19 protein-coding genes and 1 other RNA gene are annotated in these 26,806 nt (G+C 62.6%); 5 read left to right on the top strand and 15 right to left on the bottom strand.

Annotated features, from left to right (window positions below; genetic code table 11):
• Positions 1–20: 20 nt before the first annotated feature.
• The 4 genes from glmM to EV679_RS16490 all read right to left on the bottom strand — a co-directional run bounded on the left by glmM (position 21) and on the right by EV679_RS16490 (position 5,033).
• A complete protein-coding gene (glmM, locus tag EV679_RS16505; protein WP_068370224.1) occupies positions 21–1,370 on the bottom strand; it encodes a phosphoglucosamine mutase in 1,350 nt (449 codons plus the stop codon).
• Positions 1,357–2,208 carry a dihydropteroate synthase gene (folP, locus tag EV679_RS16500; RefSeq protein WP_130487795.1) on the bottom strand — a complete coding sequence of 284 codons (852 nt, stop codon included), beginning with the start codon at positions 2,206–2,208 and terminating at the stop codon, positions 1,357–1,359. Before folP ends, glmM begins: the two co-directional genes overlap by 14 nt.
• Positions 2,209–2,233: 25 nt before the next feature.
• The gene (gene ftsH / locus EV679_RS16495; RefSeq protein ID WP_130487794.1) at positions 2,234–4,162 is read right to left on the bottom strand and encodes an ATP-dependent zinc metalloprotease FtsH; all 1,929 of its coding nucleotides are present in this window, start codon (positions 4,160–4,162) and stop codon (positions 2,234–2,236) included.
• 235 nt (positions 4,163–4,397) lie between these two features.
• Entirely contained in the window at positions 4,398–5,033 is a 636-nt protein-coding gene (locus EV679_RS16490) for an RlmE family RNA methyltransferase (RefSeq protein WP_068370230.1), read from the bottom strand.
• A gap of 18 nt (positions 5,034–5,051) precedes the next feature.
• Here EV679_RS16490 and EV679_RS16485 point away from each other — a divergent pair, with 18 nt between their 5' ends.
• The gene (locus EV679_RS16485; RefSeq protein WP_130487793.1) at positions 5,052–5,600 is read left to right on the top strand and encodes a YhbY family RNA-binding protein; all 549 of its coding nucleotides are present in this window, start codon (positions 5,052–5,054) and stop codon (positions 5,598–5,600) included.
• Between the two features lie 142 nt (positions 5,601–5,742).
• Here the strand turns inward: EV679_RS16485 and greA are convergent, their stop codons facing one another.
• The 4 genes from greA to carA form a co-directional block, all read right to left on the bottom strand.
• On the bottom strand, positions 5,743–6,219 hold the full coding sequence (gene greA / locus EV679_RS16480; protein ID WP_068370234.1) for a transcription elongation factor GreA: 477 nt from the start codon (positions 6,217–6,219) through the stop codon (positions 5,743–5,745).
• Positions 6,220–6,672: 453 nt separating this feature from the next.
• On the bottom strand, positions 6,673–7,995 hold the full coding sequence (locus EV679_RS16475; RefSeq protein ID WP_130487792.1) for a solute carrier family 23 protein: 1,323 nt from the start codon (positions 7,993–7,995) through the stop codon (positions 6,673–6,675).
• Between the two features lie 178 nt (positions 7,996–8,173).
• Entirely contained in the window at positions 8,174–11,422 is a 3,249-nt protein-coding gene (gene carB, locus EV679_RS16470) for a carbamoyl-phosphate synthase large subunit (RefSeq protein ID WP_068370239.1), read from the bottom strand.
• Between the two features lie 13 nt (positions 11,423–11,435).
• Entirely contained in the window at positions 11,436–12,590 is a 1,155-nt protein-coding gene (carA, locus tag EV679_RS16465) for a glutamine-hydrolyzing carbamoyl-phosphate synthase small subunit (protein ID WP_165390077.1), read from the bottom strand.
• 331 nt (positions 12,591–12,921) lie between these two features.
• Here carA and tal point away from each other — a divergent pair, with 331 nt between their 5' ends.
• On the top strand, positions 12,922–13,887 hold the full coding sequence (gene tal, locus EV679_RS16460; RefSeq protein ID WP_130487791.1) for a transaldolase: 966 nt from the start codon (positions 12,922–12,924) through the stop codon (positions 13,885–13,887).
• A 164-nt stretch (positions 13,888–14,051) separates the two neighbouring features.
• Here the strand turns inward: tal and recR are convergent, their stop codons facing one another.
• The 5 genes from recR to EV679_RS16435 form a co-directional block, all read right to left on the bottom strand.
• On the bottom strand, positions 14,052–14,663 hold the full coding sequence (gene recR / locus EV679_RS16455; protein WP_130487790.1) for a recombination mediator RecR: 612 nt from the start codon (positions 14,661–14,663) through the stop codon (positions 14,052–14,054).
• A 12-nt stretch (positions 14,664–14,675) separates the two neighbouring features.
• Positions 14,676–15,002 (bottom strand): YbaB/EbfC family nucleoid-associated protein, encoded by a 327-nt coding sequence (locus EV679_RS16450; protein ID WP_068370245.1) that lies wholly within the window; start codon positions 15,000–15,002, stop codon positions 14,676–14,678.
• A gap of 51 nt (positions 15,003–15,053) precedes the next feature.
• Positions 15,054–17,327 carry a DNA polymerase III subunit gamma/tau gene (locus EV679_RS16445; protein ID WP_130487789.1) on the bottom strand — a complete coding sequence of 758 codons (2,274 nt, stop codon included), beginning with the start codon at positions 17,325–17,327 and terminating at the stop codon, positions 15,054–15,056.
• 128 nt (positions 17,328–17,455) lie between these two features.
• Positions 17,456–17,553, bottom strand: an RNA gene (gene ffs, locus EV679_RS16440) — signal recognition particle sRNA small type.
• 80 nt (positions 17,554–17,633) lie between these two features.
• Positions 17,634–18,539: a DMT family transporter gene (locus tag EV679_RS16435; RefSeq protein WP_068370249.1), complete on the bottom strand. Its 906-nt coding sequence runs from the start codon at positions 18,537–18,539 to the stop codon at positions 17,634–17,636.
• A gap of 346 nt (positions 18,540–18,885) precedes the next feature.
• Here EV679_RS16435 and EV679_RS16430 point away from each other — a divergent pair, with 346 nt between their 5' ends.
• From EV679_RS16430 to EV679_RS17680, 3 genes are all read left to right on the top strand, one after another.
• The gene (locus EV679_RS16430) at positions 18,886–19,839 is read left to right on the top strand and encodes a sulfurtransferase (RefSeq protein WP_068370252.1); all 954 of its coding nucleotides are present in this window, start codon (positions 18,886–18,888) and stop codon (positions 19,837–19,839) included.
• Positions 19,840–19,928: 89 nt separating this feature from the next.
• Entirely contained in the window at positions 19,929–21,014 is a 1,086-nt protein-coding gene (locus EV679_RS16425; RefSeq protein ID WP_127774738.1) for a YeeE/YedE thiosulfate transporter family protein, read from the top strand.
• 12 nt (positions 21,015–21,026) lie between these two features.
• On the top strand, positions 21,027–21,188 hold the full coding sequence (locus EV679_RS17680; protein ID WP_165390075.1) for a hypothetical protein: 162 nt from the start codon (positions 21,027–21,029) through the stop codon (positions 21,186–21,188).
• A 190-nt stretch (positions 21,189–21,378) separates the two neighbouring features.
• On the opposite strand, the gene EV679_RS17755 is transcribed toward EV679_RS17680, so the two are convergent.
• Both EV679_RS17755 and EV679_RS16415 read right to left on the bottom strand, forming a co-directional pair.
• Entirely contained in the window at positions 21,379–23,817 is a 2,439-nt protein-coding gene (locus EV679_RS17755) for a PKD domain-containing protein (RefSeq protein ID WP_207224955.1), read from the bottom strand.
• Between the two features lie 158 nt (positions 23,818–23,975).
• Positions 23,976–26,750, bottom strand: coding sequence for a TonB-dependent receptor (locus tag EV679_RS16415; RefSeq protein WP_207224954.1), 2,775 nt, complete (start codon positions 26,748–26,750; stop codon positions 23,976–23,978).
• Positions 26,751–26,806: the final 56 nt, after the last annotated feature.

Genomic DNA, 26,806 nt, shown 5'->3' with positions numbered 1-26,806 from the left:
ATTTCAAGTCATTGACACTTTCATGAAGCCTGGGTGAAGTTTACGCTGGCCAGATGCTGCGCGCACGAACGAGCCAGTTCCGCTTCCTCCGCTTCGACCATCAGCCGCAGCTTAGGTTCGGTGCCGGAAGCACGGATCAGAATCCGGCCACGGCCAGCCAGTCGCGCTTCCACGTCTGCTTGCGCCGCCTTGAGACCCGGATGAGCCTGCCAGTCAGTCCCGGGGTTCAGGGGCACATTGATCATGACTTGCGGATACATTTTCAGATCGGACACCCAATCGGCGAGTGTCACGTTATTGCGGCTCAAGGCCGCCATCACCTGCAGCGCGGCGATGATACCGTCACCCGTGCGATGGCAATCCAGGCACAGCAGGTGTCCGGAACTTTCGCCGCCAAACAGCCAGCCGCGTTGCAGCAACTGCTCCAGCACATAGCGGTCGCCGACCTTGGCACGCACGAAGGGAATGCCGAGCTTCTTCATCTGCAGCTCGAAGCCGTAGTTGGTCATCAGCGTACCCACCACGCCTTCCACCGGGCCACGCTTGAGGCGATCCAGCACGATGGCATAGAGCAATTCATCGCCGTCGTAGATGCGGCCGTTGCCGTCGACCATCTGGATACGGTCGGCATCGCCATCGAGCGCCACGCCCATGTCCGCACCACGGACCAGCACTTCGGTGGCCAACGCTTCGGTATGCAGCGCACCCACGCCTTCGTTGATGTTCAGGCCGTCAGGCGAGCAACCGATGGCATGCACCGTCGCACCCAGTTCGCGGAACACGTGCGGTGCGATGTGGTAAGCCGCGCCATGCGCGGCATCCACCACGACCTTCTTGCCGCTCAGGTCCAGGTCATTGGGGAACGTGCTCTTGCAGAACTCGATGTAGCGCCCCGAGGCATCGTCCAGCCGCTGGGCCCGGCCCAGCTTTTCCGACTCCACGCAGCTGATGGGCTGCTCCAGCGCTGCCTCGATGGCGGCTTCGGTCTCATCGGGCAGCTTCATGCCCTGATCGGAAAAGAACTTGATGCCGTTGTCGTAATACGGGTTGTGCGAGGCACTGATCACCACACCGGCATTCAAGCGGAACGCGCGCGTGAGGTAGGCGATGGCGGGCGTCGGCAGCGGACCGGCCAGCAGAACGTCGATGCCTGCCGCCGACAGGCCCGCTTCCAGCGCCGACTCCAGCATGTAACCGGAAATTCGCGTGTCCTTGCCGATCAGCACGCGGGGCCGGCCGGAACCGGCATAGCTCTGCGCCAGCACCTTGCCGGCTGCATAACCCAACTTTAGGGCGAATTCCGCATTGATCACCGGACCGCCAACCTTGCCGCGCACCCCATCGGTGCCGAAATACTTACGCTTCGTCATTTGAGATATACCCCTGTTCCGCAGCCTGCCACACTTTCAGCGCATCGCATGTGGCTGCCACGTCGTGCACTCTGATAATTTTTGCACCTCGGGCCACGCACGCCAGTGCGCCAGCCAGGCTCCCCGCCACACGCTGCGCCACCGGACGGCCCGTGGCCGCGCCTATCATGGTCTTGCGCGACAACCCGATCAACAGGGGCAGGCCGGCAGCCAGCAGTTCAGGCAGCCGTTTGAGCAATTCGTAATTTTGATCCGCCGTCTTGCCGAAGCCGAAGCCTGGATCCAGGCAAAGACGCTGACGCGCCACGCCTGCCGCTTCCAGCGCTGCGACCCGCAGCGCCAGGAAAGCAGCGATATCACCAGCCACGTCCTGGTAGACAGGCGACTGCTGCATGGTGCGCGGTTCGCCCTGCATGTGCATGACGCACAGGCCGCAACGGCTGTCGGCGACTGCTGCTACCGCTTCCGGCGTGCTGAAACCGGCAATATCGTTGATCATGTCGGCACCGGCATCCAGTACGCGGCGCATGACTTCGGGCTTGCAGGTATCCACAGATAGCGGCACCCCTGCGCCCTGCAGGGCGCGCACTACCGGCAGCACCCTGGCCAGCTCATCTTCGACCGACACCGGCTGCGCGCCGGGCCGTGTCGATTCACCGCCGATATCCAGGATATCGGCGCCTTCTTCCAGCAACTGCCAGGCATGGGCGATGGCCTGCTCCGGGGCATCGTGCTGTCCGCCATCCGAAAAGGAGTCCGGCGTTGCATTGACGATCCCCATGACAAGCGGACGCTTGAGCGCCAGCTCAAAGCGTCCGCAAAGCAGCGTATCTACCATGTGTGCAGAATTTGTACCGCAATAATCAGACCGTCGGCGACGAGGGCGCACTGTTGCCAGCGGCGTCGTCTTCCCCGGACTTCACGCCAGCCGACGGCGCGCCAGGCGCGGCATCGTTGCCGTTGCTGTCGCTGGGGGCATCCGGCACGTGGGGAGGACGAGGCTTGCGCCCGGCCATGATGTCCTCGATCTGGTCGAAGTCGATGGTTTCCCATTCCAGCAGCGCCTTGGTCATGACTTCGACCTTCTCGCGGTTGTCTTCGAGGATCTTGCGTGCCACGGCATACTGCTCGTCGATGATCTTGCGGATTTCCGCATCGACCTTCTGCATGGTGGCTTCGGACATATTGGTCGTCTTGGTCACGCTGCGGCCGAGGAATACCTCGCCTTCGTTATCCGCATAGACCATCGGGCCCAGGGATTCCGTCATGCCGTAACGCGTCACGATGTCGCGGGCGATGGCCGTGGCGCGTTCGAAGTCGTTCGAGGCGCCAGTGGTCATCTGGTGCATGAAGATTTCTTCGGCAATACGGCCGCCGAACAGCACGGCGATGGTATTGAGCAAGCGCTCTTTGTCCATGCTGTAGCGGTCGCCTTCCGGCAGTTGCATCGTCACGCCCAGCGCACGACCGCGCGGGATGATGGTGACCTTGTGTACGGGATCGGTCTTGGGCAGGCAACGCGCCACGACGGCGTGGCCGGACTCGTGGTAGGCCGTGTTGCGGCGCTCTTCCTCGGGCATCATGATGGAGCGGCGTTCCGCACCCATAATGATCTTGTCCTTGGCCTTTTCGAAGTCAACCATGTCCACGGTGCGGCCATTGCGGCGGGCGGCAAACAGCGCGGCCTCATTGACCAGGTTGGCCAGGTCGGCGCCCGAGAAGCCAGGCGTACCACGGGCCAGCACGTGAGCATCGACGTTCGGCGCCACCGGCACCTTGCGCATGTGCACCTTGAGAATCTGGTCGCGACCACGGACGTCGGGCAGCGGCACCACGACCTGGCGATCGAAGCGGCCTGGACGCGTCAGCGCCGGGTCCAGCACGTCGGGACGGTTGGTCGCGGCGATCACGATCACGCTCTGGCCGGATTCGAAACCATCCATTTCCACCAGCATCTGGTTCAGCGTCTGTTCGCGCTCGTCGTTACCGCCGCCCAGGCCTGCGCCACGCTGGCGGCCGACTGCGTCGATTTCGTCGATGAAGATGATGCAAGGCGCATGCTTCTTGGCGTTTTCGAACATGTCGCGCACGCGGGCAGCGCCCACGCCGACGAACATTTCAACGAAGTCGGAACCGGAAATGCTGAAGAACGGTACCTTGGCTTCGCCGGCGATAGCCTTGGCCAGCAGCGTCTTGCCGGTACCGGGCGAGCCCACCATCAGCACGCCACGGGGAATCCGGCCGCCCAGCTTCTGGAATTTGCTCGGGTCGCGCAGGAAATCGACGATTTCCTGAACATCTTCCTTGGCTTCATCGCAACCGGCAACGTCGGCGAACGTTACGGTGTTGTTGCTTTCATCCAGCATGCGCGCACGCGATTTGCCGAAGCTGAAGGCGCCCCCGCGCCCGCCACCCTGCATCTGACGCATGAAGAAGACCCAGACCCCGATAAGCAGGAGCATCGGGAACCAGGAAATGAAGATGCTCATCAGCATGGACGGCTCTTCACGCGGCTTGCCCGACACCTGCACCCCGTACTTCATCAGGTCAGGCACCATCCACAGGTCGCCCGGCGCCGTCAGGGAATACGGACGGCCTGCGTCCGGCGTCACGATCAGCGTGTCGCCCTGCACGTCCACGGAACGAATGCGCCCCCCACGCGCGTCCTCCATGAACTGCGTGTAGCTCACGCGGTCCTGACTGGGCGCGCGGCTATCAAACTGCTTGAAGACCGTGAAGAGGACGAGTGCAATCACCATCCACACGGCCACTTTGGAAAACGAATTGTTCAAGGTCGATCTCCTGCTCTGATTCCGACCAGATGACGCGGCAAGCCCCCTCGCTGCGCCGTCATGAGTTTGTCAATATGTCCCATTCTACCCTGCCTGCGCAAGATCGTCTGGAAACGGGCATTTCAGATCCCTTCAGCCTGTTCGCCGGCCTGTCCTGCCGGGAAGCACCTTCTGAAGGTGAAAAAGAGCGCAACCGCGTTACTGTCAACGACGCAACGCACCGAAACACGCCATTTCACGGTTTCAGGCCGACACCGACGATGAAGGTTTCCGAGGATTTGTCGCGCGAGGCCTTGGGCTTGCGCTCCACCACCCGGCGAAACACTCCCTTGAAATCGGCAACAATTTGTGAGAACCCACTGCCATGGAACGCCTTGACGATCAACGCGCCATCCGGCTTGAGATGCGCCTGCGCAAATTCGAGCGCCAGTTCGCACACATGCTGGATGCGTGCCGAATCTGCAGCGCCCACACCGGATAGATTGGGGGCCATATCGGAAATAACAAGATCCACGGCGGCGCCTTGCAGCTCTTCTTCAAGCTGGCGCAGCACTTCGTCTTCCCGGAAGTCCCCCTGGATGAAGGTAACCCCTGCGATGGGTTCCATCGGCAACAGGTCCAGCGCCACGATACGACCGTCAACCGTTCCGCCCGCGCCCACCAGCCGCTCGCGTGCAACCTGGGACCAACTGCCCGGCGCAGCACCGAGATCAACCACCACATCCCCTCGGCGCATCAACTTTTCACTGTCGAGAATCTCGATCAGCTTGAACGCCGCACGCGCGCGATAGCCCTTCTGTTGTGCCATTTTCACATAAGGGTCGTTAATATGCTGTTGCAACCAACTTTTAGAAAATTTCTTCTTAGCCATTCTCGTACAATCCGGTTCATGCCGAATCTAGAAATCACTCCACGCGAGCGCAGCGCCCTGCGCGCCGCCGCCCACTCCCTGCACCCGGTCGTACTGATCGGGGATCGCGGGCTGACTGACGCCGTTATTCAGGAAATCGACCGCAATCTTAACGCCCATGGGCTGATCAAAGTACGCGCGGGCGGCGAAGATCGCGAAAGCCGCGAAGAAATCATCGCCACGATCTGCGAGCAGCTCTCCTGCGCCCTGGTGCATCACCTCGGCAAGATGCTGATTCTGTACCGTCCCGCCGTCGAAAAAGAAACGCAAGCCCAGGGCCGCCGCAACAACGATGTCTACGTGCCCAAGAAACAGGCTGCAGCTGGCCGCAGTGCTCCCAAGCCTGCGTCGCGCCGCCAGGCCAATGCCGAACCGGCCAAACCGGCGCGCAGGGATCCCTACGACACCGACCGCCCGGCCCGCCCCACCCTGCACAAGAGCAAGACCGCTGGCCGCAGCAGCCTGGGCGGCAATGTCCGTCGCGGCAGCTCGATGACACTGCGCGCTGGCGCACGTCGCGGCCGCTGAGCTACGCATGACGGGCCGCCACAGGCCCGTCCGGCACCGCGCATTGCGCGCAGCCAACAAAAACGGGCCAGATGGCCCGTCATTTCTGCTTTGCCAACGGCGCATCGCTGCGCCGCCGGCCAGAGTCACCGCGCGCTGCCTTTCAGGCGTAGCGCACGCTGATGATTTCATACTCCTTGAGACCGGATGGCGCGTTGACCTCAACGACGTCACCAGCACTCTTGCCGATCAGCGCACGGGCCACCGGACTGGAAACCGAAATGCGGTTCGCGCGGATATCCGCTTCGACGTCACCCACGATCTGGTACACCACCCGGACTTCGCTTTCCAGGTCTTCGATTTCCACGGTTGCGCCGAACACCACCCGGCCCTCGCCGTCCAGTTCGGACGGATTGATGATTTGCGCGTTTGACAGCGTTCCTTCCAGCTCGGCGATCCGGCCTTCAATGAAGCCCTGACGCTCACGCGCCGCATCGTACTCGGCATTTTCCGACAGGTCGCCCTGGGCCCGTGCATCGGCGATCGCCGCAATTACAGTGGGACGTTCAACGGTTTTCAACTGATGCAATTCGGCTTGCAGACGTTCAACGCCACTCGCAGTCAACGGAATAGCAGGCATGTCTCTTCCTACACAACAAACAGCGCCTTGCCTCAAGGATAAGGCGCCTAGACTAGAACCGTACCGGTCTAAGCCTGTACGGGCGTTCATCACCAGGCGACGAAACCCCTCGCCACCTGGAAAAAACCCGATCTGCCAAGCAGATCGGGCCAGCAAAATCGCGGGCCGGCGTTGCCGCCAGCCGCGAAAGAAATCGGAGAAAATCTGGTTCCGCCTGACTGGCGGAAACCGGGGCGTTCTCTGCGCGGCCTTCATGGCGCGCCTACGCGCTGGCCACAGGCCAGCAGCAGGCCCCAGGCATCCAGGAGAACCCTGAACACCACAAAACAAAACCCCGGAACGTACTGAACCGGGGTGTGCGTTAATGACATTGTCGGCAAACTTGCAGGGAAAAGCAAGTACCCTAGGGGCTTTCTGCAAACATCTCCGGCGGCGCGCGCACCGGAGCGGGCCTCAAGGCTGGACGGCCGTTTTGCGGCTGCGCAACAAGGCGTACAGAATGATCGCGCCGAAGGTAGCCGTCCCGATACCGTTAAGCGTGAAATTGCCGATGGACAGCGAGAAATCACCCGCTCCCATGACCAGCGTAACGGCCGCGACAATCAGGTTGCGGTTGTCGCTGAAATCCACCTTGTTCACCACCCAGATACGGGCACCAGCGACCGCGATCAGGCCAAACACCACCACCGACACCCCGCCCAGCACCGGGCCGGGGATCGTCTGGATGAGGGCACCGAACTTGGGCGAGAACCCCAGCACGCAGGCAAACAGTGCCGCCACCACGAAAACCAGGGTGGAATAGATGCGAGTAACAGCCATCACGCCGATGTTTTCCGCGTAGGTCGTCACACCCGTCCCGCCCACGCTGCCGGAAATCATGGTGGCCACGCCGTCACCGACGAATGCCCGACCCATGTAGCTATCGAGATCCTTGCCCGTCATGGCGCTGACCGCCTTGATGTGCCCCAGGTTCTCCGCCACCAGGATGACGGCGACTGGTGCGATCAGGCCCATGGCTGTCCACTGGAACTCTGGTGCATGAAAGGTCGGCAAGCCGATCCATGCCGCCTGCGAGACCAGGGTGAAATCTATCGGCGTACCCAGGCCCGCGACATTCGTCAGCAGGAAATACAGCACGCAGGCCAGGAACAAGCCTACCAGGATCAGCAAACGCTGCACCATGCCGCCAGTCCACACGGCCACGCCGCCAACGCAGAGCATGGTCGCCAGGGCCATCAAGGCATCGAAGGTAGACCCACCCATGGCCCCTTTGGCCGCGATGGGTGCAAGATTCAGGCCAATCACCGCCACCACGGCGCCGGTCACGACCGGCGGCATCAGCTTTTCGATGAGGATGCTTGCACCGCCGCGGGTCTTGCTGTTGTACCACCACACAAGCAGACCAATCAGCGTATAGACCAGGCCGCAGGCGATGATGGCTCCCAGCGCCACGGCAATATTGGGGTTTGGCCCGCCGCCGGCGTAGCCTGTCACGGCAATCACCCCGCCGATGAATGCGAAGCTGGAACCCAGGTAGCTGGGAACTCGGCCGCCGACGAACAGGAAGAACAACAGCGTGCCGACACCAGACATCAGAATCGCGACGTTGGGATCAAAGCCCATGAGCAATGGGGCCAGCACGGTCGAGCCGAACATCGCGACCACGTGCTGCACCCCCATGGCCGCCGTTTGCGGCCATGGCAGCCGGTCTTCGGGACCGATAACCGACTGGGCCGAATCAGCCAGCCGCCAGCGCGGGAAATAACTACCAGACATACGGAAACTCCAGAAAAAACCAAGAAGAACTTGCCGCCGTTCCCAGCCCCGGACACGGCTGCCTGCCGCGCCCGACTCCAGCCAGGATCAGGAAAAATGCACCCGCCGTCAAAACAGCAGGCCGCAAAAAAGGCGGCGAGAAGAAAATCCTCATCGCCGCCTCGTTAGACTCTGGCTATCAGGCCTGCTGCTTGCGCAGGTCTTCGTGCAAGCCCTGCAGCGAGTAAACCTGCAGGCCACCGCCTTGGTGCAGATACTGCAGGCCTTCCACCGCAGCGCGGGCGCCGGCGATGGTCGTGAACTGCATCACACGCGCAGCCAGCGCATGGGTGCGGATGGCGCGCGAGTCGGCGATGGCATTGCGGCGCTCTTCCACGGTGTTGATCACCAGGTTGATTTCGCCATTCTTCAGCATGTCCACCACGTGCGGACGGCCTTCCGTCACCTTGTTGACCACCTGCACCGGGATGCCGGCGTTTTCGAGTTCAGCCGCCGTGCCACGCGTGGCCAGCAGCTTGAAACCCAGCGCATGCAGGCCACGGGCCACCTCGACGGCGCGGGCCTTGTCGCGGTTGCGCACGCTGATGAAGGCCGTGCCGGAAGCGGGCAGGCGCTCCCCTGCGCCCAACTGTGCCTTGACGAAGGCTTCGCCGAACGTGGCGCCCACACCCATGACTTCACCGGTGGACTTCATTTCCGGTCCGAGCAACGTATCGACGCCAGGAAACTTCACGAAGGGGAACACCGCTTCCTTCACGGAGAAGTAGGACGGCACCACTTCGCGCTCGACACCCTGGGCGGCCAGCGTCTTGCCTGCCATGACACGCGCGGCGATCTTCGCCAGTTGCAGGCCGGTGACCTTGGAGACGTAAGGCACGGTACGCGAAGCGCGCGGGTTCACTTCCAGCACGTAGACATCGCCGTCCTGGATAGCGAACTGCACGTTCATCAAGCCCTTCACGTTCAACGCACGGGCCATCAGCGCGGTCTGGCGCTTGATTTCCGCCACAGCATCTTCGGACAGCGAATACGGCGGCAGGCTGCAAGCAGAGTCGCCCGAGTGCACGCCAGCCTGTTCGATGTGCTCCATCACGCCGCCGACGAAAACGGTCTCGCCATCGGAAATGCAATCCACGTCGACTTCGGTCGCGTTGTTCAGGAAGTGATCCAGCAACACCGGAGAGTCGTTGCTGACCTTCACGGCCTCGCGCATGTAGCGCTCAAGGTCCTGCTGCTCGTGCACGATTTCCATGGCGCGGCCACCCAGCACGTAGCTTGGGCGCACCACCAGCGGATAGCCGATTTCGCCGGCATGAGCCAGGGCTTCCGCCTCGGTGCGTGCGGTGCGGTTGGAAGGCTGGCGCAGGCCGAGCTTGTTCAACAGCTTCTGGAAGCGTTCGCGATCTTCGGCAACGTCGATGGATTCCGGGCTGGTACCGATGATGGGCACGCCATTGGCTTCCAGGGCACGCGCCAGTTTCAGCGGAGTCTGGCCGCCATACTGGACGATCATGCCGACCGGCTGTTCCTTGTTGACGATTTCCAGCACGTCTTCGAGCGTCAGCGGTTCGAAGTACAGGCGATCGGAAGTGTCGTAGTCGGTGGAGACGGTTTCCGGGTTGCAGTTGACCATGATGGTTTCGTAGCCATCCTCGCGCAGGGCGAGCGCTGCGTGCACGCAGCAGTAGTCGAACTCGATGCCCTGGCCGATGCGGTTCGGCCCGCCACCCAGCACGATGATTTTCTTGCGATCCGACGGCGCCGCTTCGCACTCTTCCTCGTAGGTGGAGTACATGTACGCCGTGCGCGTAGCGAATTCGCCTGCGCAGGTATCAACGCGCTTGTACACCGGACGGATATCCAGCTGGTGACGCAGCTTGCGCACTTCGCCTTCGGAGGTATCCAGCAGGAAAGCCAGACGCCGATCGGAGAAACCGCGACGCTTCAGTTCACGCAGGCTGACGGCATCCAGATCGGCCAGCGTGCGCTGTTCCAGCGCCAGCTCAATATCGACGATTTCCTTGATCTGCGCCAGGAACCACGGGTCGATGCTGGTCAGCTGGTGCACTTCTTCCAGGCTGAAACCCTGGGCAAAAGCGTCGCCCACGTACCAGATGCGTTCCGGGCCGGGTTCGCCCAGCTCGACCTGCAGCTTTTCACGGTCCGTCGTCTTCTGATTCAGGCCGTCGACGCCGACTTCCAGGCCGCGCAAGGCTTTCTGGAAGGATTCCTGGAAGGTGCGACCGATGGCCATGACTTCGCCGACCGACTTCATCTGCGTGGTCAGGCGCGAATCTGCCGAGGGGAATTTTTCGAAAGCGAAACGCGGCACCTTGGTGACCACGTAGTCGATGGTCGGCTCGAAGGAGGCCGGCGTCGCGCCGCCGGTGATTTCATTGCGCAGCTCGTCGAGCGTATAGCCCACGGCCAGACGCGCCGCCACCTTGGCGATCGGAAAACCGGTGGCCTTGGACGCCAGCGCCGAGGAACGCGATACGCGCGGGTTCATCTCGATGACGATCATGCGGCCGTTCTTGGGGTTGACCGCGAACTGCACGTTGGAACCGCCGGTATCCACACCGATTTCACGCAGCACCGCGATAGACGCGTTGCGCATGATCTGGTATTCCTTGTCCGTCAACGTCTGAGCCGGCGCCACGGTGATGGAGTCGCCCGTATGCACGCCCATCGGGTCCAGGTTTTCGATGGAGCAGACGATGATGCAGTTGTCCGCCTTGTCGCGGACGACTTCCATCTCGAATTCCTTCCAGCCCAGCAGCGATTCTTCGATCAGCAGTTCTTTGGTCGGAGAAGCTTCCAGGCCGCGACGGCAGATGGTTTCGAATTCTTCAGCGTTGTAAGCAATGCCGCCACCGGTACCACCCAGCGTGAAGCTGGGACGGATGACCACGGGGAAACCGGACGTGCCGACATCGGCCGCGATGCGGCGCTGCACATCCCAGGCTTCGTCCATCGAGTGCGCCACGCCGGACTTGGCCGATTCCAGGCCGATGTCGGTCATGGCTTGCTTGAACAGCTGGCGGTCTTCGGCCTTTTCGATGGCCTTGGCATTGGCGCCGATCAATTCGACGCCATGGCGATCCAGCACGCCTTCACGGGCCAGGTCCAGCGCGCAATTCAGCGCGGTCTGACCGCCCATGGTCGGCAGCAGGGCATCGGGCTTCTCGCGCTCAATGATTTTTTCCAGCGCTTGCCAGGTGATGGGCTCGATATAGGTGACGTCCGCCGTTTCCGGGTCCGTCATGATGGTGGCAGGGTTGCTGTTCACCAGAATAGTGCGGTAGCCATCAGCCTTGAGGGCCTTGCAGGCCTGGGCGCCGGAATAATCGAATTCGCAAGCCTGGCCGATAATGATCGGACCCGCGCCGATGATGAGGATGCTTTTAATGTCTGTACGCTTGGGCATGGTAACGCTGTCTTCAGGATTTGGCGGTCATCAGGCTGACGAATTTGTTGAACAGCACGACAATGTCGCGCGGCCCGGGGCTGGCTTCAGGGTGCCCCTGGAAACCGAACGCGGGCCTGTCTGTCAATTCCACCCCCTGCAGCGTGCCGTCGAACAGCGAGATGTGCGTGACACGTGCATTGGCCGGCAGGGAATCGGCATCAACGGCGTAACCGTGATTCTGGCTCGTGATGTAGACGTTGCCGGTATCCAGTTCCTTGACCGGATGGTTGTTGCCGTGGTGGCCGTGGCTCAGCTTGATGGTGCGAGCACCCAGCGCCAGACCCAGCAGCTGCATGCCCAGGCAAATGCCGAACAGCGGCACGCGGGCGTCAAGCAGCTCGCGCACGGCGGCGATGGACTGCGTGCAGGCGGCAGGGTCCCCTGGGCCATTAGACAGGAACACGCCATCGGGCGACATGGCCAGCACTTCGCTGGCGGGCATGGTGGCCGGCACCAGGGTGACGCGGCAGCCGGCATCGACCAGCAGACGCAGAATATTGCGCTTGACGCCGTAGTCGTAGGCCACGACATGGGGACGCTGGTTGTCCAGGACGGGGAAGCCCTCGCCCAGGCGCCAGGTACCTTCATTCCAGTTCTGCACTTCCTTGGTCGAGACCTGCTCGCCCAGGTTCTGCCCATCCATGCCAGGGAAGGCACGGGCCAATGCAATGGCCTGCTCGGCGTCATCACCAACCAGGATGCAGGCGCCCTGGGCGCCGCCTTCGCGCAGGATGCGCGTCAGCTTGCGGGTATCAATGCCGGAAATGGCGACGACATTCTGCTCGCGCAAGTAGGCCGGCAGCGATTTTTCCGAGCGGAAGTTGGAAACGCGCAGCGAACAGTCGCGCACGATCAGGCCGCCGGCGCAGACGGCCGGCGACTCGCAATCTTCGGCATTGATGCCGGTATTGCCAATATGAGGATAGGTCAGGGTAACGAGCTGCCCGGTATAGGACGGATCGGTCAGCACTTCCTGATAGCCCGTCATTGCGGTATTGAAAACCGCCTCGCCAACAGCATGGCCCGGCGCGCCGATGGAAACACCCCGGAAAACCGTGCCGTCTGCCAATGCGAGAATTGCAGGCGCAAGCTGGTCTACGCCCTCGGGAAAAATGGACGGCAACAAGGTCAAGATAAGCCCCAGTTCAAAAACGGTAAGTAAACCTTTGGATTATACCTTGCGTCTGGCTTCTGTTCGCAGAGTTTTACAGCCGCAGAGCACCGAATCTGCGCAGATTCCCGCACTGGCTGCCGCCTTGCACGATTTGGGAATGCTCCGATGCCATGGCGCAACAGAACCTTTCCATCCCGCTGCACCCATGCAAAGCCCCTGCCGCCTGATATCCAGCCCCACATCAGGACGGCACAAAATGCTACGCTTCCGGCAGCGCACCGTTACCGCCCCAAGGGCAGTCCGCCGCGCCCCAGAACATCTTTTTCTCCGGAGTTCCGCCACCATGCCTTCGTTGCTCGAATCCCTGCGCCGCCACACCACCGTCGTCGCCGACACCGGCGATTTCGCCGCGCTGAGGACCCTGCAGCCCACTGACGCCACCACCAACCCTTCGCTGATCCTCAAGGCAGCGCAAAAAGAGGAATACCGTCCGCTGCTCGAACGCGTGGTGGCCCAGCGCCCGGATGCCTCCACCCCTGAACTGCTCGACGACCTGCTGGTCGCCTTCGGCCGCGAAATCCTGGCCCTGATTCCCGGCCGGGTCTCGACCGAAGTCGACGCCCGCCTGTCGTTCGATACCCAGGCAACCGCCGAACGCGGCCGCGGCATCATCGCCCGCTACGAAGAAGCCGGCATCCCGCGCTCGCGCGTACTGATCAAGATTGCCTCCACCTGGGAAGGCATCCAGGCCGCCCGCATTCTGCAGGCCGAAGGTATACGCTGCAACATGACCCTGCTGTTCGCCCTGCCGCAGGCCGTCGCCTGCGCCGATGCCGGCGCGCAGCTGATTTCGCCGTTTGTGGGCCGCATCTACGATTGGTACAAGAAGCAAGCCGGCGCCGCCTGGGACGAGCCCGCCAATGCCGGCGCCAACGACCCTGGTGTCAAGTCGGTCAGCAACATCTACGCCTACTACAAGACCCACGGCATCGAAACGGAAATCATGGGCGCGAGCTTCCGCAATGCCGGGCAGATTCTGGCGCTGGCAGGCTGCGATCTCCTGACCATCAGCCCCGAACTGCTGACCGAACTGGCCGCGCAGAACGGCGAGGTCGAGCCCAGGCTGAATGCCGCCAGCGCGCGCGAGCAGGCGCCTGCCCTGCTGCCGTGCAACGAAATTGCCTTCCGCACCCAGCTCAACGACGACGCCATGGCCACGGAAAAGCTGGCCGAAGGCATACGCGCCTTCTCGGCCGATGCCGTCAAGCTGGACGCCATGATCGAAGCGGCGCGCCAGCGCGCCGCCTGAGGCCTGGGCCAGCGGCGCCAGGCACCATCGCATGCCGGCGCCACATAGCAGCTGGACAAGGAAAACGCCTGCCTGACCCTCTCGGTCCGGCAGGCGTTTTTGCATTCCAGAAAGAGCACGACAGGCGCGCCACCCTGGCGCCCCTCCCCTGCCCGACCCGGCCGCTACTCAGCGCTGCGGCGCTCCATCAGCGCCCAGGCGATCGTACCTGCGTCGACATATTCCAGCTCACTGCCAGCCGGCACGCCGCGCGCCAGGCGCGTCACCTTCAGCCCACGAGCCGCCAGGGCTTCTGACAGGAAATGCGCCGTCGTTTCACCCTCAGCCGTGAAATTGGTGGCCAGGATGACTTCCCGCACCAGCCCGTCCGTCGCCCGGCGCAATAACCGGTCGAAGTCCAGTTCGCGCGGCCCGATGCCTTCCAGCGGAGCGAGGCGTCCCATCAGCACGTAATACAACCCACGGTAGCCTTGGCTGGCTTCTATGGTGTTCTGGTCTGCCGGCGTTTCCACGACGCACAGCAAACCTGGGTTCCGCCTGGGGTGGCTGCAGATTGCACAGGGATCCATTTCGGTGAAGTTGTTGCAGCGCGAGCAACGGCGCAGACGCGACAGCGCCCCGCCTATGCTGTCGGCAAGCTGGCGGGCGCCGTCCTGATCGTGCTGCATGAGGTGATACGCCATGCGGCGCGCGGAACGCACCCCTACGCCCGGCAAACGCCGCAGCGCGTCTATCAGTTCCCGCAAAGGCGCGGGTTCACCGGCAGGCGTATCCATCCCTCTGCGCCCTTAGAACGGCAGCTTCATGCCCGGGGGCAGCGGCATACCGGCGGTCGCGGCCGACATCTTTTCCTGGCTGGCGGCCTCGGCCTTGCGCAGCGCATCATTGAATGCGGCGGCAACCAGGTCTTCCAGCATGTCCTTGTCTTCGCCCAGCAGGCTGGGGTCGATGGTAACGCGGCGCACGTCGTGACGGCAGGTCATGGAAACCTTGACCAGGCCGCCGCCCGAAGCGCCATCCACGACCAATTCCGCCAGCGCTTCCTGCGCTTTTTTCATGTTTTCCTGCACTTGCTGTGCCTGGCGCATCAGGCCGGCAATTTGACCTTTCATCATGGTGCTGTCATTCCTTGCTTGCTTGGTGAAAATAGGGGCATCCAGGCACGCTCAGGCGTTGCCGGACGCCTCGGGCATGACTGCCCTGACCGAACCCGGATAGACCCGGGCGTCGAAATCCCGTTCGAGTTCCTGCACAAAAGGATCGGCCTGCACGGTTTCCTCGGCCACGCGCTGGCGCTCGGCGCGCACGGCCTCATCCACGGCATAGGCCGTGCCGTCACCGGTTTCCGCAACCTCGATGTCAAGGTTGACCCGGCAACCGAAGTATTCTTCCAGGCAGTGCCGCAGACGGTCCCGGCCATTGACCTCGGCCAGGGTCCGTGCCGCCACCTTGAGGCGGATGGTATTGCCCTGCACGCCCAGCCACTCGCTATGGCGCGCCAGCTCCGATGCCAGCCCGGTCACCGGCAGCGAGGCCGCGACCTCATACCAGGGACGGTCCAGGGCGATGACACCCGGCGAAGGAGCAGCCGGCCGAGCCCGGCGCGGCGCCGATTCCGCAGGCCGGCGCGAAGCCACGCGGGCATCGGCCTGGCCTGCGCCCTGTTCTGCAGCGCGCCCCTTGCCAGGAGCGCGCTGCGACCGCGCAGAAACGTCCAGTTCGTCATCAACCTGCAGATCGTCGCCGGACGGCGGAAAGGCAGGAATGTCCATATCCCAGGGCGGAACATCGTCATCCGGTGGCGCAGCGGCCGTCCCGACAGGGGAGCCTGCCGCTTCCGGCATACCAGATATGCCCGCGCTGTCAGCGGCCGGGCTGGCTGCTGCCACGGCTGGCTCGGTGACCGGCCCCTGATCCCGCACATCCGCCGTGGCGGATGGTGCAGCAGCCTCGTTTGCGCTGTCAGACGCGCAAGACGCAGGCTGAACCGTCGTCGTGGCGGCCTGCACACCAGGGGGCGGTTCGGCCTGAACGGTGGGCTCGGCCGCAACGGCAGCCTGGGCAGGCGAGGCCGCAGCAGGAACAGGTGCAAGGCCAGAAGCACCGTCACTGGCAGCATCCTTGGTCACGTCATGAGCCACATCAGAAGCGGCGGCCTGCTGCGGGTTGGCAGCGGCACTCGCAGTCCCCACCGTTGCCGGTGCAGGCGGCGCAGACGACATGGACGTTCTGGATTGCGCGGACGGATCGGACTGGGCAGGTGCAACGTTTGGTACCGGCGCAGCCACGGCAGCCGGCCTGGCCGTGCCCGTGTCGGCACCACCAGAGACGGGCGGCGCACCAGCCGCGCCGCCAGCCGAAGCCGACAACGACAGCATGCGCAACACCGTCATCACGAAGCCCGCATACTCATCCGGCGCCAGCGCCAGCTCGCCGCGACCATGCACCGCAACGGTGTAGAACAACTGGATGGCATCCGCGTCCATCCCTTGGGCCAGGCGGACGATATCCGCCCCCAGGGGGTCATCCGCCGAGATCGCGGCCGGCACACGCTGGGCGACGGCGATACGCGACAGCAGCACCGCCAGGTCGCCCAGCGCACCGGAATACGACAGGCCGCGCACGGACAGTTCATCGGCAACCGCGAGGATGGCGGAACCATCCTGGGCCAGCAAGGCGTCCAGCAGTCGTACCAGATGACGCTGGTCTATGGTGCCCAGCATGCCGCGCACGGCTTCGTCCGTCATGCTGCCCGCGCTGTAGGCAATGGCCTGGTCAGTCAGCGACAAAGCGTCACGCATCGAGCCCGAGGCCGCCTGTGCGATCAGCCACAGGGCCTGCGTCTCGAAGGGAATGCCTTCTTCGCCCAGCACATGGCTGAGGTGGCCCACGATGGCATCGGCCGACATCTGCTTCAGGTTGAATTGCAGGCAGCGCGACAGGACCGTGGGTGGAATCTTCTGCGGATCAGTGGTCGCCAGGATGAACTTGACGTAGGGCGGCGGTTCTTCAAGCGTCTTGAGCATCGCGTTGAAGGCGTGCCCGGAAAGCATGTGCACTTCGTCGATCATGTAGACCTTGAAGCGCGCCGCGCTGGGCGCATATGCCGCTTGTTCGAGCAGTTGGGTCATTTCGTCGACGCCACGATTGGACGCAGCATCCAGCTCGACGTAATCCACGAAGCGGCCGGCATCAATTTCCGTACACGCACGGCAACATCCACAGGGGCGGGCCGTGATGCCGGTTTCGCAGTTCAGCGATTTGGCCAGGATGCGCGACAGTGTGGTCTTGCCCACGCCGCGCGTGCCGGTAAAGAGCCAGGCATGGTGCAGGCGCTGGGTCGTCAGCGCGTGCGTCAACGCACGCACGACGTGGTCTTGGCCGACCAGCGTGTCAAAGGATTTCGGGCGCCACTTTCGGGCAAGGACCAGATAACTCATTGCGCGATTGTAGAGCCTGTTGGCACATGCGCAAGATCACATTGCCAGATTATCCGGCCGCTTATCCTGCATGGGACGGAAACGAACAAGCCCGGTAGCGCTAACGCCACCGGGCTTGTTGAAATTCAAAAGGCGAGCCTGACTCCGGCACTGATTCTGCACGACTATGGCTGCTTCGTTCCCGACCTGACCAGATTCGCCGCCGAACCATGCGGAGGGGCCCGCCAAGCCGAATTCTAACAGAGTTTCATTTTATCTGCGCAAGGCTTTCCGGCCCCCGCCCCGGATGCCCTTTTCCGTCATGCATCAGGTCGGCCTGCGGCGGAACTGCGTCGTCACCAGCAACAGGGCCAGCGCAATCAGCCCGCCACCGCCCAGGTGCGCCAGGGACAATTGCTCGTCGAGGAACAGATAGCCCCACAGCACGCCGAACAGGGGAATCAGGAACGTGACGGTGGTCGTGCGTACCGGCCCCACTTCCGCCAGCAGGCGAAAGAACAGAATGTAGGCCAACGAGGTACAGACAAAACCCAGGGCAATCAGCGCGAGCCAGGCCTTGGCCCCGGCATTCAGCATATTGCTGCCCTGCTCCGGGTGCAGCAACAACGACACCAGCAGCATGGGCAGCAGGAAGATTGTTGCGCCCAACTGGCTGCCGAACGCCAGCAGGCGGTTATCCATGCCGCCCCGGCGCGTGATCCAAAGCCGCGTCAGGTACCCTACCGTGCCATAGCAAACCGTGGACACCAGACAGGACAGCATGCCGACCATGACCTGCCAGTCCAGCGCGACCGGCCCGCTTTGCATCAACACCCAGACCCCGGCCAGCCCGGCAAAGATACCGAAAACCTTGCTCAGGCTGACGGATTCGCCGAAAAAACAGGCCCCCACCAGCACGCTCATCAGGGGCGTATTGGCATTCAGGATGGCACTGTAGCCGGCTGGAATGAACAACGAGGCGATGGTGTAGCAGAGGAAGGGAATGCCGGAACCGATCACGCCCAGCAACAGCGCCGGTACCAGGCGGCCATCGAAATCCAGTTTGATGCGCGCCATCCTGAGCAGCGCGTACAGGCCGATGGCCGCAATAAAGACCCGCCCGAACACCGTAGGCATGACGCCCATGACCGGCGTACTGATCCGCAGGAACATGAAGCTGCCGCCCCACACTGCCGCCAGCAGCAATAACCTCGCCCAGCTGTCCGCCTTCATGTCTCCCCGCTCTCGCCGCTACCGGCATCAGTATCTTCAGCCCGCCACTGTATCGCCTGCCCAGGCCAGGCCGGGAGATGCCTATGCTCCATGCATGGACATTGCTGCATCCACACCACACGCGCCCCGGATGACCGAAGGGTGCCCGCCGTCCAGGCCAGCCACGCCAACGGCTCTTGCCGTGGCCTGCCAGGCAGGCCCACCCTGGCATCTCGCGCCATTCATGGGCCGCTGCCCCGCCGCGCTTATTTCTTCTCCTGATTTTCTTATCACAAAAAGGAATAAACGGATCAGCTTATACGAACACATACACATATAAACTGGCAGCGATTCCCCGGAAAAATTCATGAAACACGCCATTCTCACTACCGTCCTGAAAGGCGGCGCTGCCCTCTTCATGGCTGCCTGCAGCCTGCAGGCAGCCGCCAGCCAGCCCGTCCTGGACCCGGCCGCGCTCAATGAGCTGCGCACAGCGCCGGAAACCCGCATTATCGACATCCGCCCGCCCGAGCAATACCAGGCGGGCCATGTGCCCGGCGCCCTGTCCGCCCCCTATGGCTCCTGGCGTGGTCCGGCCAATAGCCCCGGCCAGCTGCCGCCGCTGACCCGCCTGGCAGAACAACTGCGCCAGCTGGGCCTGGACCAGGGCAGCCATGCCATCGTGGTCTCCAGCGGCGCGGACATCACCGACTTTGGCGCCGCCGCCCGAGTCTACTGGACCCTCAAGTATCTGGGCCTGGAAAACCTGTCTGTGCTCAACGGCGGCATGCATGCATGGCAGGACGCCGGCTTGCCCCAGGAACAGGCTGCAGCCAGCGTCGCTGCCAGCCAGTATGAGCCTGTGCTCAATACCGCGATCCTGGCCACCCAGGACGACGTGCAGGCACAGATAGGCAACCCTGAGGCACGCCTGGTCGACGCACGTCCGAAGAATTTCTTCCTGGGCCAGGTGAAGGCGCCCACCGCCTCGACGCCGGGGACCATCCACGGCGCGGTCAATCTTGAACACAGCGTCTGGTTCGAACCTGGCACCACCCGCATCGTCGGCGCCGAACAGGCCCGCGAAATCGCCCGCCAGCATTTCCCTGAAGTGGCCGACGACACCATCGCTTTCTGCAACACCGGGCATTGGGCCGCCACGGACTGGTTCGCGCTGTCCGAACTGGCAGGTCTGCCGAATGTGCGCATGTATCCGGAATCACTGGCAGACTGGACCAATGCCGATGCTCCCCTGCCCATGGACAACGAACCGGGGCGCGGCAGCCAGATCGGCAACAAGATCAAGAGCCTGTTCAACTGATGCTTTCCCGGCGGCGCGCCGAAGCCGGACGAATGCGCCGGTTTCCGGCCGCCACCGGCCCTTTGCCTTTCCTTCGCCCTTCTCCTGATATGTCACGCCTTCCACTCTCCATCGCCATCGCCGCTGCCTTCGTGGCGCTGGCCTGGTTCGTTTCGCTGCGCCAAGCCCTGCTATTCCTGGTCGGTCTGGGCATGGGCGGCATTCTGGCCGGCGCCCGCTTCGGTTTTACGACCGGCTGGCGCAAACTGATCGAAAACCGCGACGCTACCGGCGTGTGCGCCCAATTGATCCTGCTGGCCGTCGCGGCGGCCATCTCCATCCCTCTGCTGGCCGCCTTCCCCACCGACCTGATGGCTGCCCTGGGCCCCCCTAGCTTCAGCCTGCTGATCGGCGCCTTCGTCTTCGGCGCCTGCATGCAGATTGCCGACGGCTGCGGTTCAGGTACGCTCTACAAGGCAGGCATGGGCGTTCCGCTGAACATGGCCATCCTGCCGTTGTTCACGCTGGGCAGCTTCCTGGGATCGGCCCAACTGGAGCAATGGGTATCACTGGGTGCCGTCCAGCCGATCGGGCTGGTCAACACCTACGGCCCCGGCAAGGCCTTGCTGCTGACCTTCGTCGGCCTGGCACTGGTTGGCGCGCTGGCCCTGGCATGGGGCAAGCGCGGCGAACGCCGTTCGCGCTGGCTGGATCGCAAGCTGGTGATTGCCGGCATCGGCCTGGCCTTACTGGCCGTCCTGAACCTGGTCATCGCCGGCCAGCCCTGGGGCGTGGTCTATGGTTTCGGCCTGTGGGGCGCAAAGATTTTCACGTCGCTGGGCCTGTTCGATCCTGCCGCCAACCCGTTCTGGAGCCAACCCGGCAACTTCCATACGCTATCGCAGAATGTCCTGCTGGATGTGACCACCATCACCAACCTGGGTATCCTGGCCGGCGCCCTGTGGATTTCTGCCAGCAAGGCAGGCGCAGGCAAAGCCCTGACCGGCAAGCAGTGGGTCATCGGCCTGATCGCCGGGTTCCTGCTGGGCTACAGCTCGCGACTGGCGTTCGGCTGCAACGTGGGCGCCATGGTCAGTGGCATCAGTACGGGCAGCGTGCATGGCTGGATCTGGATCGTGCTGGCCTTCGGCGGCTCCATCCTCGGCGTGCGCCTGCGCCGCCGCTACGGTTTCTAAGGACAGATCATCATGCAGCGCAAATTTTCCATTACGCTTTTCTGGATCGTCCTGGTGGCCTTCCTGGCCTGGGACTGGTCAGCTTCCGCCCCCATCAACCTGCGCAAGGAACCAGCCATCATTGCATTGGGGTCTGGCCAGGCGCCGACCGGCGGGCACTGCTCGGCATTCTGAAGACAGGCGGGCCAACCGCGTACGCCCGGGCTGCAACCGGGCAATGATTGCCCGCCCCCCCCCGCCTGTCTGAACGCCAGCCCTTGCCGTCAAGCCTGCATTGAAGAAGGCCGGTGTGAATCGCTTCACACCGGCCTTTTCTGCGTGTCCCCATGGCCCTCACTTCAGGGCCAGGAGAAACACTGCCGTATCAATACAACTGATAACGCTGGCGATATCGGAAGGTTTGTTCAGGTTTTTCGGCAATGCGGAAGAACCATTCGATCTCCGTTCCGGGGTCCAGGGTTCCATTGGATGCCTGGCGCGGGTCATAGACGAGGAAGTAGACAGTTTCCCCGCGCTTGATCTTCTGGCCATTCGTCAATCCAACAAAGCTCGGCAATTCCGGACGATCGCCATCGGCCTGCACTCGCATATCCGACACGGTGTAATCCTTGTCATGGGCCGTCATGCTGAACAGGACACCTGCATTCCATGCCTTGCTCAAGGACGCGCCGCCTGCCGGATCCTGCTTCACGGCCACGGTATTCATCCAGTCATGCGGCCAACCCAGCTGCGGCTGCACACCCCCCCGGGTGGGATACAGATTGGCGGGGTCATCATAGGCGCCATGCGTCCTGAGCAGCAGGCCGGGATACTCCTCTTCCTTCACTACCTCGACCGCCACCTGCTGGGGCTGGGTCTTGACGATGCCATCGCTGGTAATGAACTGGTAAACATAGCGGCCTGGATACTGGGGCGTGAAGCTCAAGTTCTCGGTATCCACCGCCTCGACCTGTTCGCTGCCTTTCGGCTGCTCGATCAGGGTCCAGAGCGGATACAGCTTGTCGCCATCGGGGTCGCTCATGCTGATCGGCATCAGGTCGATGCGCTGTCCGACGAGATAAGGTTGCGCCGCGGTGCCCAAATGACTGCCCACCTGCTTGTTGGCGATGGACGTCCAGAGTATCGAGAACTCGCCATAGGCGTAATGATAGAGTCCGGCATATACCGGCGGGTTGTTGACGGACTTGACATGGATGCTGCCAGACGCGGCCTGGCTACGTGCGCCTTTGCTGTCCACCACCACCAGATCAACGACATACCGCCCCGGTTTATCGGCTTTCATGCTAGCCGTTTTGCCGCCGTTCAGTACCTGCAACGTCGCTGCGCTGCCGTCTGGCGTATCAGCCACGGCCCATTCGCATGTCAGTTCATCGCCATCCGGGTCGCTGCCGCCGCAACCGAACTTGATATCCTGATTGATCAGGGCTGTAGCAGCCGTCACCACGACACTTGCCTTCGGCTTGTGATTGGCGCCACGTTTGGCGGTATAGACCGCTTCGACCGGCAAGCTGTCCGCCAGACCATCATTGGAAATCAAGCGCACGCGATAGTCACCCAACTCCGTGGGCGTGAACTGTGTCGTGCTCCAGATGGGCGCGGACCAATCTGGCGGCGTAAACCCTGCCGGATAGTCCAGCAACTGCAATTTGTGCTTGCCCCAAAGCGAGTCTCCATCAATATCGTAGGATGAAAACGCGCTGATATTGGTGAGTTGGCCCAACTCCATCTCATACGTTTCGGTCGTCGTGACCGGATCCAGCCTTGCGACCGGCGGCGTATTCTCTGCCCCCTCGGGCTTGACCACATTCAGCAGGGCAGAAACCTGGTTGTAGAGCTGGCCATCGAAGACTTGCAGCGAGACCGACCAGTCGCCAGCAGCGACATCCGGCGTCATGCGGAATTCGGCCTGCTTGCCTTTGAGCTTGTTCGCAATCTCGGATCCCTGGGTCCAGCTTGTTGCGCCCCAGCGATAGCTGAGTTCATCCCCATCGGCGTCCGTGCTTCCGCTGCCGCTGAACACAACTTCCTGGCCACGTTCGACCTGATATTTTTTGTTCTTGCCAGTCAAGGGTTCTACCGGCTTGCCGCCAATTGACACCACTTCGATATTTGCTACCGGGGCAGTATTCCCTTTCGCCGCACGCACCAGCACTTCACGCGGCTGGCTGACCTGGTCGCCGTAGTTGACGATCAGCAAGGCCAGGTATTCGCCTTCCACATCCGCATGGAAACGCGCCTTGGCCGTCGTCGCATCCGTCAATTCGGCCTGGGAACCCGAAGGCTTGGACAACAGCGTCCAACGATACACCAGCGCACCGGCATCACCATCGCTGGGCGCAACGCTCTGGCTGCCGTCGAGCACGACTTCAGCGCTCAGGGCCACGTCCTGCACCGGCTCGGCGATCGCCACCGGCACCGTGGTCGTCGCCGTGATCGTCACGCTGTCAGATGCGCTATCAACCACGCCGTCGTTGACAGTTAGCGTCGCGGTATAACGGCCCGGCAGATCCGCCAGGAAGCTGGGGTTCACAATACCCGCATCGGCATAGACCGCGCTGCTGCCCATCGGTTTCTCGGGCAGGCTCCAGATGTAGCGCAAATCATTGCCGTTGGTACCTGCCTCACTCGCGCCACCGTCGAGCTGAACAACTGTTCCCATCGGCACTATCTGATCAACCCCGGCATTGGCCACCGGGCTTTTCGTTACCGGGCGCTCGCCGCTATCGCCATCTCCGCCGCCACCGCCGCACGCGGCCAACATCAGGGGAAGGCCGAGCAACATCACGTACTTGTTCAGTTTCATGCTGGTCTCTTTCTGTTCAAAAAAATCGGTTATTTCATTGCCCCGGCACAGCCAGGTCCACGCGCATGCCCGTTGCCGGGCATGCCTTCTTCCTACCCTTGCTGGCGGGGGTCATCCATCAGGTTGCTGTCGTCTGTATCCAGTCGGCGGCAAAGGTTTCAGAAGTTCAGCGTCAGGCCCAGCCGGGCCGTGCGTCCAGGCGCCGGCACCATGCCCAGGCTGAGCGGATCGACGTAATAGCGGTCGGTCAGGTTGTCGATGTTGAAATCCACCGACACCGCCTCGCTGTACTGATAGCGGGCGTAGATATCCACGACCTTGTAGTCTTGCCAAAGCGTCGGCCAGTTAAAGGCCCGCTTGGTGTCATCATTGAATGCCGGCGTCGGGTTGCGCTTGCCCATCAGGGTCAATCGGGCGCCAAGGTCCAGCTTGCCGTCCAGCCAGCGTGTGCCGAGCAGTACGCTGGCATGCCATTTCGGCGGAATCATGTCGTTGAAGTAGGACGCGGCGACACCATAGTTATTGCAGTCATCACGACGGTAGCTGCCCTCGTGGCAGACTTCGATGAAGTTGTAGCGGGTGCCGCTCAGGCGTGTGTAGACACGTCCGGCGTCGTAATCCAGGGTGGCTTCGAAGCCGCGCAGCTTGACGCTGCGGATATTGCGCATCACGAAATCCTGCTGCAGGTTTTCCCACTCGTTGGGTGAAGTGCGTGTCAGGTAATCGTTGGTCTTGTTGCGAAAGTAGGCCGCCTTGAATGCCAGCCTGTCGTTGCTGCGCAGCACATCGTTGGTCAGCAGGTTCAGGCCGAATTCACGATTGCGGGTATGTTCCGGCCGTAGCGGCACGCCGGGCGCGGGCTGTACCGACCAGCCCTGGGTAGATTCGAACAGGCTGGGCATACGCAACGCTTCGGCATGCCGCGCATAGAACTGCAGGCCATTGAGCCAGGGCTCCCAGCTGATGCTGTACACCGGCACCGTACCGCTGTTGCGGGTTTTATAGTGATAGGAGCAGGCTACGCCATCGCACATTTCCGTCGGCACTGCGACATATTGCTGGCAGCTTTCCACGCCCTGCGCATCCATGGCCCATTTGCCGCACTCATAGCGCATATCGGTACTCAGCTTGCCATCCCGGGTGCGGGAATTCTGGTAGCGCAAGCCGTAATTGATCTGCCATTCAGGCGCAGGCTGCCAGTGCCAGTCCATATACAGGCTGTATTCCCTGCGGTTGCCCTCGCGCCCTGCAGCGTCATCCAGCGCCCCGATGGACGGATCGGTCGAGATTTTCTCGTGCTGGAAGGTGGCGCCGTAGCTGAGTGTATGTTCGCCCCATACCTCGAACTGCGAGGTATTGCCCAGTTCCACCCCGATGCGCCGGTACGTTTCGGGTTCGGGTGCAACACCGGACTCGGCCCCGGCCTCGGCCTGGTCTTCCGAGGCGTAGTTGCGGTTCAAGCTGTCCGTATGCGTCATCCAGACTTTGGTGCGCAAATCCAGCCAGGACTGATCCGCCGGCTGCCAGTGATGTGAGAGCGTGGCAGTCTGCGCCGTCACTTCGCTGTTCTGCGTCTGGTAGATCTTGTTGAACCACATCAGCTGCGAAGGCATCAGCTCGCCATATTCGCTGTGGTAGCGCAGATAACTCAGTTCGATATCCTGAGCGTCGGACAACTTCAGCTTGCCTTTCAGCAACTGTGAATTGCTTTCGTTGTTACTGTTGAGCACACGCTCCCCAGTGTAGAAGCGCGTGGTGCCGCCATTCGTGACCGTAGCGGTGTCGTAGTAAATGCTGGGCGGCGGATCGGTCAAGGTGATGACCGGCTCTGCCCCCTTGCCATGCTTGCCGGCAAAGTACGTGCCCTGGCGGCGCTTGGAAACGGCAGCCACCAGCTCCAGTTTTTCGTTGCGCCAGGCGCCCGCGACACTGGAGGCATAGCTATAGGGATCGAGCGTGCCGGGACGGTCGAAGTTCTCGTCATTGCGATAGGTGTCAGGCATGCTGTACTGCCCGCCGCACAGGGCGGCGGGGTCGCAGTTGACCCGGTAGGTGCCGGCATTGAACATGCCGCCCGCCGTCCCCGCCGCGGGCGCTGCGCTGCTGTTGCCGGACGTACTGCCGCGCACGCGTATGCCCCAGTTTTCATCCTCTTTCTTGATGATGTCCTTGGCATTGATGGTGCGCATCGCCACCACCCCGCCAGTCGCCCCGGTACCCAGGGCACCAGCAACCGGCCCCTTGCTGATTTCTATCCCGCCGATCAGGTCAGGATCGACATAGGAACGCGAAGCCACGCCGGAATAGCCGCGATAGACCGTGGTTTCCTGGCGCGCGCCATCGACCAGCACCGGCACCCGGCCCTGGCCCTGCATCCCGCGGATGTTGATATCCAGTCCGCCTGAATTGCGGTTTTCGCCCACCAGCACACCGGGAATGCCCTGGAAGATGTCCCCGACCGAGGTGCCTCGAAAGCGTTCGATATCGTCCTGTGACAGGTAATTCACACTGGCCGCCGTGCGGTAAACCTCATCGGCCGGCTTGGGGTCGTTTCCCAGGACTTCCACCGCCTCCAGCTCCGACACGCCACTGCCATCCGGCGATGGCGCCAAGCGCAGGCGATAGCCGCCGTCCGCCGCACGATAGGCTTGCAGGCCAGTCCCGGACAGCAACCTGACCAGAGCCACGTCGACACTGTAGCGGCCGCGCACCCCCGGGCTATTGCGCCCCGCGGTCAGGCGCGTATCAGCCAGCACCATGATGCCGGCCCTGGCACCAAAACGGCTCAGGGCGTCATCCAGGCTACCCGCCTGGATATCAAAATCACGTTCGGCATTGGCCGCCGCAGCGGGCATGGCGGACTGGGCCTTGACGCCCTCTGGCGCATAGGCCGCCAGTATCAGCAAACTGACGAGAGAGACACGGAACCGCATTGGCATTCCTGAAAATTGGTTACCCCGCCGCGCCGCGATCATGCCCGCAGCGAGGC

Source organism: Kerstersia gyiorum, assembly GCF_004216755.1.
Lineage (GTDB): Bacteria > Pseudomonadota > Gammaproteobacteria > Burkholderiales > Burkholderiaceae_B > Kerstersia > Kerstersia gyiorum.
The sequence above is the reverse complement of the archived record's forward strand: the minus strand, read 5'-3'. Positions and strand labels throughout refer to the sequence as shown.